Below are 5,743 nucleotides of genomic sequence, written 5' to 3' on the forward strand. Positions count from 1 at the left end.
GGTTTCCGTGGCCGGAGTGGGACATGACCCCGGCGGCGAAGAGCTGGTGGGCTGCTGCGACGACGGCCTCCCGGTGGGCCGGGTGCTGTGGCTGCTTCTCCTGCATGGGATGCTCCTTTCGAAGAGGGGTCCGGCCCTCAGGCCTGGAACCCGTGGCTGCGGTAGATCTGCCGGCCTTCCTCCCCGGCGAGGAATGCGGCCAGTGCGGCTGCGGCGCCGGGGTGGGGGGGCATGGTGGACGACGGCGGCGGCGTTCTGCCCGCGCTGGCGGGTCAGGGCCTCGAGCTCCAGGGCTTGGACGGGCAGGCGGTCGTGGACGGAGTGGACGGCCTCGGTCTGCCAGACGATCGCTGCGTCGATGCGCCCCTGGGCCAGCCAGGCGGGGCTCTGCCGGTGATGGATGCCGGTCAGCACCGTCTCCCCGGCGTCGCGCTTGGCGCCCTGGATCCTCTCGAGCAGCGCGGTTCCGCCCTCGTCCTCGAGCGCGGCGAGGGCCAGGCGCCCGATGCCCTCGGTCTCCGGGTCGGGGAGGGCGAGCCGGAGACCGGCCCGGCCCAGGTCTTCCAGGCTGCCGATGCCCTCGGGGTTCCCGGGCGCGACCAGGAGGGCGAGGCAGTTCCCGGCATAGACGGTCGCGTCTCCGACGAGGCCTTCGTCCTTCAGAGCGGCCAGCGCGGCGGGGCTGGCGGCGATCAGGTCCGGGGTGAAGCGCAGCTCGAGGGCCCCGACCCTGAGGGCTCCGGCGCGCAGCTGGCGGGCGATGATCCCAGGGGGCAGGGTCTCGTAGAACACCGGGCCGGACCCGGTGGCGGCAGAGAACGCGGCGAAGAGCTCGGGCAGGACCATGAACTGGTTCCCGGCGAACAGTGCCCGCAGGCCGGCGCCGAGGACATCGCCGCAGAGGTCCAGGGACGCATCGAACGGCTCGGCGGAGAACTGGGCTGGCTCAGGGGCGCACATATGCCCACCCCTGCCGCTGCCGAAGCACGAGCTGGGCGATGCCCGAGGCGACCGTGTGCACGCCCCGGGCCAGGTCCCCGGCCCGGATCCCCTCCCGGTCCATGGTGTTCTGGCAGGCTGCCACGCCTATGCCCCGGCCGAGCAGGTCCTGCAGGGCTCCGGCCGTGTCGGCGCCGGCCAGGACGGCGGCGATGGCGGGGCCGTGGACGACGAGCTCGACGGGGGAGCCGTCGTCGAGGGCGTCCAGGAGGTTCCCCACGTTCCGCAGCACCCGCCGGTGGGTGTCCGGGTCGGCGTCGTCCAGGTGCACGACCGTGCCCTGGCGTGCGCCGGCGGTGTCCTTGCCCTCTTCCGATGCCATTGCCCTGTTTCCTTCCGTCAGGCTCAAAGGGGTTTCCGTCTGCCGCACGCGCTTCCGGGCTGCTGCCGGCTTGGTGGCCTATACCCCGTGCCGTATGTTGTTACACATTCGGCAGGTCGGTCAGGAGGTCCTTTTGGCGGGTTGGGGTTCGATCGCTTCGGCTTCCCCGGTGTGCGTGCTCGTTCCGGTCGCCGCAGCCGTTGCGGTGCTGCTGGCCGCAGCGGTGGTCCGGGCCCGGTGCGCGCGAGCGGTGGCCGCGGCCCTGGCGAGCTGCCGGCGGGGGGCCAGGAGCGAGGCCCGGCAGGTGCTGGACGAGCGCTATGCGCAGGGCGAGCTGGGCACCGAGGACTATCTCGAGCGGGTGCGGGCCTTGGGCGAGTGGATGTGAGCGCCCAGGGCCCGCACCCCGATCCGGTGGGGGAAGGGCGGGCTAGCGGGGGAAGAGCGGCCGGCAGGTCGAGCAGGCGGGGCCGGTGGCGGGCCCCGAGAGGGCATCGGCCGCGATGCCGAGCCGCCGGTGCAGGGCTGCTGCCGTGACGGCGATTGCCGCCGCTCCCAGCCCGGGCTGCACGGCCCATCGGATCGCAGCCTCGGGCAGGCCGGCAAGGAGCTGCGCGAGCAGCCCGCTGGGGGCGCCGGTGGTGGCCAGGGACAGCCCGACTGCCCCGAGCAGGGGCCAGCGCAGGTCGCAGACGGTGGGCTGTGCGCCCGCGGGCGCCCTGAGGTAGGTCCCGGCGAGCATCCCCAGGGCTGCGGAGCCGACCGCCAGGAGCGCCACGGCCATGGCGCCCCAGCCCGGGCCGGCTTCGAAGGGGGCCGAGGCCGTGGAGAGCAGGAGCGCCGCTGCCGCGGCTGTGGCTCCGGCAGCGGCCCACCGCCTGGGCCCCCAATCGCGCAGCACGCCGAGGCGGCTGCGGCGCCGTCCCCCCGCCGGCAGGGGCGGGGGCAGAGGCGCTGCCGCCGGCTGGCCCTCTGCGGACCCCTGTACGGGGGTCTGCTCCGTGCCGGTTCCCTGGGGACTCATCTTGTCGAGTCCGCAGCGAGGGTCTGGCCCGCGGCGAGGGCGGCGAGGTGGCGTTCGGCGTCCAGTGCCGCGGCGCAGCCGGTGCCCGCTGCCGTGATGGCCTGGCGGTAGCGGTGGTCGACCGCATCGCCGCACGCGAAGACCCCCTCGATGCTGGTGGCGGTAGTGGGGTGCGCGACGACGATGTAGCCCTCCGGATCGAGCTCGAGCTGCCCGGCGACGAGCCCGGTCCGGGGGGTGTGGCCGATCGCGACGAAGATCCCGGTCGTCCCGATGTGCCTCCGCTGCCCGGTGAGGGTGTCCTCCAGGGTGGCCCCGGTGACCTTCTCCTGGCCGTGGATGGCTGCCACGCGTGCGTTGTACTCGAAGCTGATCTTCGGGTTCTCGGCGGCGCGCTGGGCCATGATGCGCGAGGCGCGCAGGGCGTCCCGGCGCACCACCACGGTCACGGTGCGGGCGAAGCGGGACAGGAAGAGCGCCTCCTCCATCGCCGAATCGCCCCCGCCGACGACGAGGATGTCCTGGTCGCGGAAGAAGAACCCGTCGCAGGTGGCGCACCAGGAGACCCCGTGGCCGCTGAGGCGCTTCTCCTCGGGCAGGCCGAGCTCCCGGTAGGCGGAGCCGGTGGCGAGGATGACGGCGACGGCCTCGTGGGTCTGCCCGGAGCCGGCGGTGACCAGCTTGGGATCGGCGGCCAGGTCGACGGCGACGGCGTCGTCGAAGACGATGCGGGCTCCGAAGCGCTCGGCCTGGGCCTGGAGGCCGTCCATCAGCTCGGGGCCCTGGATCCCGGCGGGGAAGCCGGGGAAGTTCTCGACCTCGGTGGTGCTCATCAGGGACCCGCCGGCGGTGACCGCCCCGGCCAGGACGAGGGGCTCCAGGCCAGCCCGTGCGGCGTAGACCGCGGCGGTGTACCCGGCGGGGCCGGAGCCGATGATGACCAGCTGCTCGCTCATGCGCTCTCCTTCCTTCCCCGCCCGCGTCAGGAAGCCCGCGCCTTCACGCGGGCGCGGACCTCGTCCATGTCCAAGCCCTCCACGGCGGCGATCAGCTTCTCCAGGCCGGCGGGATCCAGCGCCCCGGGCTGGGAGAAGACCAGGATCCCGTCCCGGAAGGCCATCAGGGTCGGGATCGAGGTGATGCTGGCCGCGGCGGCCAGACGCTGCTCGGCCTCGGTGTCCACCTTGGCGAAGACCACATCCGGGTGCTTCTCCGATGCGGCGGCGAAGGTGGGGGCGAACCTGCGGCAGGGGCCGCACCAGGATGCCCAGAAGTCCACGAGCACGACCCCCTCGCGGGCGACGGTCCCGTCGAAGGTCTTTTCGGTGATGTCGATGGTAGCCATGCCGGAATAATACCCCGCGGGGTATCCTTGGGACAAGCGGCGTCCCGGAAGAGCGCCCCTCGAGGGCCCCCCGGGCCGAGTGGGTCGAGGCATGGAGGAGAGCATGGCGGACGGGAAGCGGAGCGCGGATGCGGCCGAATGGGACAGGCGATACGGCGGGGCCGGCCCGGTGTGGAGCGGCGGGCCCAACCAGTGGGTCGCGCAGGAGCTCAACGGCCTTCCGCCCGGGCGCGCCCTGGACCTGGGCGCCGGGGAGGGCCGCCATGCGGTGTGGCTGGCCGGGCGCGGATGGCAGGTGGACGCCGTGGACTTCTCCGCCGTCGGGCTGGAGCGTGGCCGGCGCTCGGCCCAGGCCCTCGGAGTGTCCGGGCGCATCCGGTGGCTCGTCGAGGATGCCACGCTCTGCACCCCAGAGCGAGCCAGCCTCGACCTCGTGCTCGTGGCCTACCTCCAGCTGCCGACCGCTGCCCTCCGGGCAGCCCTGGCCTCGGCCGCCTCCGGGCTGCGCCCCGGCGGCCGGCTCCTCCTGGTCGGCCACGACGCCGCCAACGTCGAGCACGGAACCGGGGGGCCGCAGGACCCGGCGGTCCTCCAGGACCCCGAACAGGTCGGGGCCTGGCTGCGCGCCTGCGGGCTCGCCGCCTCCTCGGCCGAGACCCGCCGCCGCCCAGTCCCGAGCAGCCTCCGCCCCGCCCTGGACTGCGTCGTCCTGGCGGAGGCGCCCCCACACCGCTGGGCTGGGCATTGATACCCCCGCGGGTATTATGCTTGGATGGGGGGCCGGAAGGCCCGGCCTCCGCAGGAAGGGAGTCCAGCATGAACAGCATCTCGGTCGACGACCTCGCCGCGCTCGGAGTGGATGCCGCGATCGTCGACGTCCGCGAGGCGGACGAGTACGCGGAGGCCCGCGTGCCGGGTGCGAAGAACGTCCCGCTCTCCCGCCTGGCCGAGTCGACGGGGGACCTCCCGCCGCACAGGCCGGTGTACGTCATGTGCGCCTCGGGGGGCCGGAGCGCCCAGGCCGCCGCCTTCCTGGCAGCGCAGGGCTTCGACGCCGTGAACGTCCTCGGCGGGATCTCTGAGTGGCACCGCAGCGGCCACCCCGTCGCTTTCGGCCCCCAGGGGGCCTGAGGTGAGTGCCCCTGCGCTGCCCGTGCCGTCGCCCGGGGAGGCCCCGCCGGCCGGGGCTCCCGAGCTGCGCCGGCTCGCCAACCGCCTCAAGCGCGCCCGCGGCCAGCTAGGGGCCGTCATCGGCGCCGTCGAGTCAGGAGCCGACTGCCGCCATGTGATCACCCAGCTGGCCGCGGTGCGCGGGGCCCTGGACAGGGCCGGCTTCGAGCTCATCTCCACAGCCATGCGCGACTGCGCCAGCGCCCCAAGGGGCGCCTCTGCGCCCGCCGAAGGCGCGCTGACCATGGAGGAACTGCGCCGGCTGTTCCTCACCCTCGCCTGAACCACCCCCCAATATGCCCCCGCCCCCGGGCGGGAGAAGGAGCCATCCATGGGTGAAAGCCCCGCCCTCGTCCCCGGCCTCGTCGTCCACGGCAGCGGCCCGTCCCCCGAAGCCTGGCTTCCGGCCGCGATGCGCACCACGCTGAATGCCGCGGCCGACCTCGGGGGCGGACGCGCCGTCGAGCTCGTCGTCCAGGGCCCGGCCGTGGCCCTGCTGGCGACGCCCGGAGGTCCCGCCGCCCAGCTCGCAGACCTCCTCGCCGCCGGCATCGGCATCCTGGCCTGCGGGAACAGCCTGCGCTCCGCGGGCATGACGGGGGAGGACCTCGCCGCGGGCGTCGCCGTCGTGCCCGCCGCAGTAGGGCACCTCGCCCGCCGCCAGTGGGAGGGCTGGGCCTACATCCGGATCTGAGGCGGCGGCCGACTTGCCGGACCGATACCCCCGGGGGGTATCTTTGGGAGTGGAAGCATGACCGCAGAGCATCCTGGAGGAACACGATGGACGTCATCGTCATCGATACCCCGCAGCTGGGAGACCGCAGCTACCTCGTCCACGACGGCCGCGCCGGGCTCGTGATCGACGCGCAGCGCGACATCGACC

General features: G+C 74.0%; 10 protein-coding genes. 5 read left to right on the forward strand and 5 right to left on the reverse strand.

Features of this window, described 5'->3' with window-relative positions; all coding sequences use genetic code 11:
* Together LK10_RS20815 and LK10_RS08385 are read right to left on the reverse strand one after the other, a co-directional pair.
* Nucleotides 1-960: substrate-binding domain-containing protein (locus tag LK10_RS20815; RefSeq protein WP_052207110.1), on the reverse strand; the 960-nt coding region annotated here is incomplete at its 3' end.
* Nucleotides 947-1,321 (reverse strand): DsrE family protein, encoded by a 375-nt coding sequence (locus LK10_RS08385; protein ID WP_052207111.1) that lies wholly within the window; start codon nucleotides 1,319-1,321, stop codon nucleotides 947-949. The genes LK10_RS08385 and LK10_RS20815, both read right to left, overlap by 14 nt.
* Before the next feature lie 94 nt (nucleotides 1,322-1,415).
* On the opposite strand from LK10_RS08385, the gene LK10_RS22255 reads away from it, so the two are divergent.
* Nucleotides 1,416-1,709, forward strand: coding sequence for an SHOCT domain-containing protein (locus tag LK10_RS22255; RefSeq protein WP_043122344.1), 294 nt, complete (start codon nucleotides 1,416-1,418; stop codon nucleotides 1,707-1,709).
* Nucleotides 1,710-1,751: 42 nt separating this feature from the next.
* Here the strand turns inward: LK10_RS22255 and LK10_RS08395 are convergent, their stop codons facing one another.
* Genes LK10_RS08395 through trxA form a run of 3 tightly spaced genes read right to left on the reverse strand, consistent with a single transcriptional unit; the run spans nucleotide 1,752 to nucleotide 3,690 of the window.
* Nucleotides 1,752-2,345, reverse strand: coding sequence for a hypothetical protein (locus LK10_RS08395; RefSeq protein ID WP_156144099.1), 594 nt, complete (start codon nucleotides 2,343-2,345; stop codon nucleotides 1,752-1,754).
* Nucleotides 2,342-3,301 carry a thioredoxin-disulfide reductase gene (trxB, locus tag LK10_RS08400; RefSeq protein WP_043122349.1) on the reverse strand — a complete coding sequence of 320 codons (960 nt, stop codon included), beginning with the start codon at nucleotides 3,299-3,301 and terminating at the stop codon, nucleotides 2,342-2,344. Before trxB ends, LK10_RS08395 begins: the two co-directional genes overlap by 4 nt.
* A gap of 26 nt (nucleotides 3,302-3,327) precedes the next feature.
* Nucleotides 3,328-3,690, reverse strand: coding sequence for a thioredoxin (trxA, locus tag LK10_RS08405; protein WP_043122351.1), 363 nt, complete (start codon nucleotides 3,688-3,690; stop codon nucleotides 3,328-3,330).
* A 103-nt stretch (nucleotides 3,691-3,793) separates the two neighbouring features.
* Between trxA and LK10_RS08410 the strand changes: the two genes are divergently transcribed.
* The 4 genes from LK10_RS08410 (at nucleotide 3,794) to LK10_RS08425 (ending at nucleotide 5,554) form a co-directional block, all read left to right on the forward strand.
* Entirely contained in the window at nucleotides 3,794-4,438 is a 645-nt protein-coding gene (locus tag LK10_RS08410; RefSeq protein ID WP_043122353.1) for a class I SAM-dependent methyltransferase, read from the forward strand.
* 68 nt (nucleotides 4,439-4,506) lie between these two features.
* On the forward strand, nucleotides 4,507-4,821 hold the full coding sequence (locus tag LK10_RS08415) for a rhodanese-like domain-containing protein (RefSeq protein ID WP_043122355.1): 315 nt from the start codon (nucleotides 4,507-4,509) through the stop codon (nucleotides 4,819-4,821).
* A gap of 22 nt (nucleotides 4,822-4,843) precedes the next feature.
* The gene (locus LK10_RS08420) at nucleotides 4,844-5,143 is read left to right on the forward strand and encodes a metal-sensitive transcriptional regulator (RefSeq protein WP_197061893.1); all 300 of its coding nucleotides are present in this window, start codon (nucleotides 4,844-4,846) and stop codon (nucleotides 5,141-5,143) included.
* A 48-nt stretch (nucleotides 5,144-5,191) separates the two neighbouring features.
* Nucleotides 5,192-5,554, forward strand: a complete 363-nt coding sequence (locus LK10_RS08425) for a DsrE family protein (RefSeq protein WP_043122358.1) — start codon at nucleotides 5,192-5,194, stop codon at nucleotides 5,552-5,554.
* The last annotated feature ends 189 nt before the right edge of the window (nucleotides 5,555-5,743 follow it).

Origin of the sequence: Sinomonas humi, assembly GCF_000802235.1 — a bacterium.
Taxonomy (GTDB): Bacteria; Actinomycetota; Actinomycetes; order Actinomycetales; family Micrococcaceae; genus Sinomonas; species Sinomonas humi.

Coding starts and splice junctions, on each gene's coding strand:
- trxB (WP_043122349.1), bottom strand. CDS start 3,301: ATGAGCGAGCAGCTGGTCATCATCGGCTCCGGCCCCGCCGGGTACACC.
- LK10_RS22255 (WP_043122344.1), top strand. CDS start 1,416: ATGTTGTTACACATTCGGCAGGTCGGTCAGGAGGTCCTTTTGGCGGGT.
- trxA (WP_043122351.1), bottom strand. CDS start 3,690: ATGGCTACCATCGACATCACCGAAAAGACCTTCGACGGGACCGTCGCC.
- LK10_RS08415 (WP_043122355.1), top strand. CDS start 4,507: ATGAACAGCATCTCGGTCGACGACCTCGCCGCGCTCGGAGTGGATGCC.
- LK10_RS08410 (WP_043122353.1), top strand. CDS start 3,794: ATGGCGGACGGGAAGCGGAGCGCGGATGCGGCCGAATGGGACAGGCGA.
- LK10_RS08395 (WP_156144099.1), bottom strand. CDS start 2,345: ATGAGTCCCCAGGGAACCGGCACGGAGCAGACCCCCGTACAGGGGTCC.
- LK10_RS08425 (WP_043122358.1), top strand. CDS start 5,192: ATGGGTGAAAGCCCCGCCCTCGTCCCCGGCCTCGTCGTCCACGGCAGC.
- LK10_RS08385 (WP_052207111.1), bottom strand. CDS start 1,321: ATGGCATCGGAAGAGGGCAAGGACACCGCCGGCGCACGCCAGGGCACG.